2 protein-coding genes are annotated in these 2,091 nt (G+C 53.2%); both read left to right on the top strand.

Features of this window, described 5'->3' with window-relative positions:
• The first annotated feature begins 497 nt into the window (after nucleotides 1-497).
• Nucleotides 498-746 carry a hypothetical protein gene (locus tag HMPREF2894_RS06095; protein WP_005505891.1) on the top strand — a complete coding sequence of 83 codons (249 nt, stop codon included), beginning with the start codon at nucleotides 498-500 and terminating at the stop codon, nucleotides 744-746.
• Nucleotides 747-1,142: 396 nt separating this feature from the next.
• Complete coding sequence (locus HMPREF2894_RS06100; protein WP_070678283.1) at nucleotides 1,143-1,853, top strand: DUF6318 family protein; 711 nt, start codon at nucleotides 1,143-1,145, stop codon at nucleotides 1,851-1,853.
• The last annotated feature ends 238 nt before the right edge of the window (nucleotides 1,854-2,091 follow it).

Raw genomic sequence — 2,091 nt, forward strand, 5'->3', positions numbered from 1 at the left:
GGTGGCTTCTCGAAACACATGTGGCTTCTCGCCGTTAAGCGGGGAGGGTCGGGGACTCCTTCGATAGGTTAGTGTCTCCGGCGTGGGTCTTTAACCCGCAGTGAAGACACTAACCTATCGAAACAGCCAGCTACCCGCCGTGTAATCCACTCGGCGCAGATTTCTGGTAATGAGTTAGTGACTTTGGTGGGGGTTAAAACCCCAGCCCAGAGTCACTAACCCATGGTCGAAGTCCGTAACCCATGACCGAATTTCCCGTGCGGTGTGTGGGAGACGGGACAACGGCGCACGGGAGGCAGGCCCATCCGCACCTAATCTTCCGTGCGGCGGGGGAGCGCGCCTCCAGAAAACCCCCTCGTCACGCAATATTTTTTGTGTGTTTTCTCCGGCGCGGGGCGGTGCAACCCCTTATCTTGTCAGGGGCGCCCCGTACCTTTGGTGGTAGAGAACAACGACGCGTTCTCACCCACTCCGCCGAGCGACCAAAGGAGCCCCTCATGTACACGGTTGGTTACTACAATGACGAAGACTTCCGCGCCTTCTACTCCGGCCAGGACGCCGCCAACATTGACGACTTCTTCACTGACAACGGCGAATACCTCATGGTGTACCTGCCGGAGGTGACTGACCGCGAGTTCCTCGCCGGCCTCCGCTATGGTAACGGCTGCGACGCGCTCTGCCAGAGCGGATACGCCCTCGACGAGGCAGAAGAGGCCCTCCGCGACATGTATGCGCTCGCCGTGTAGCCTGCCCGCCCACCTGTCACAGATGGGGATCCGGTCATGAGTTGCGGATTTATGCCATAGGTTAGCGTCTTTGGTCGTAGTTAAAAGCCATGGTCGAAGACACTAAACCATGGCACAAATTCTGCAGGGGCGGGGCCTCCGCGAGTGTAGATTTATTTGATGCATAAAGCATTGATGTGTCCGAATAATGGTGTTCAGATAGTATTGCACTCAAAGCAACACAAATAGACACAAAGATGCGGTAGGGTGGTAACTGTAGTGTTCCATAACGCATTGATGCGTTTGTTGGGTGCGCTACGGGGCTGTTTTTCTTCCGGCAGTCAGTTTGACCTGTGAATAACGGTCTGACTAGCAACTAAATAACACACCGTCACCGATGCTAGGAGCGTATCTTCTATGGATTCGACCATTTTCAACCGCCGTACCCTGTTGGGTAGCGGCGCACTTGTGGGCATTGGTGCCCTGCTTGCGGCGTGCGGCCAGCAGGCTAATAACGAGGCGGCCGCCGCCGCCTCCGCCGCGCCGAGTGATACCGCTTCGGCTTCTGCGGCGGCATCTGAGTCGCCCTTGGCGAGTGCTACCCCGTCTACTGTCCGCGGCTACTCCGGGGGCTCCAAAGCCCCCGACGGCGAATACCGTAAAGCTGACGGCTACGGTCCTGCCCAGAACGTCCCTAAACCTAATGCTCCTGAAGAGGGCTATCGTGAGAAGTCTATTGAAGGTATCCGTAAGACGATGGACGCTTGGGTTAAATGGACTAATTATGGAATTCAGGTAGGCGATTTTACGGAATCTCGAAAGTATATTTCCAGCGATTTTACGGAGGAACTGGAAGGGTATAAGAGCTTTGAGGATTTGTATAAGCGCGGTGGTTGGATTATTGATGGCATTGACAACTATGTTGCTGATGGAAATCCGTGGTCTGAGGATGGGGAAACCTATTTTTGGAAGGCATATCGCGAGTGGAATTATATAACTCTTGTGGAGCCTACTGGCGAGTGGCACAGAGACGTCAATATCCAGAAGGATAACGATACGTGGAAGTTTGAGTTTAAGTACTCCGATTCTTCCTGGAAGATTGTTGGCTGCGAACAGGTAGATGACTAATATGCGTACTTTACGAAAAGTCACTTACACTGCTGCTATTGCTCTCTTACCCGTTTTAGAATGCGTATCGGGAGCTAACGCATATGTTGTTACTACCTCCTGCTCTGAAACTTCCGCTAAGGTATGTCAAGTCGAAGTCAAAAAATCGACTACGCGACGAGGAACCGATGGACATCACGATGGACACGGAAATTCTGGTGTCGCTGACCAGGAAATTCAGCAACAATATACTTATTCC

Source organism: Rothia sp. HMSC066G02, from assembly GCF_001813145.1.
In the GTDB taxonomy this organism is placed as follows: Bacteria; Actinomycetota; Actinomycetes; order Actinomycetales; family Micrococcaceae; genus Rothia.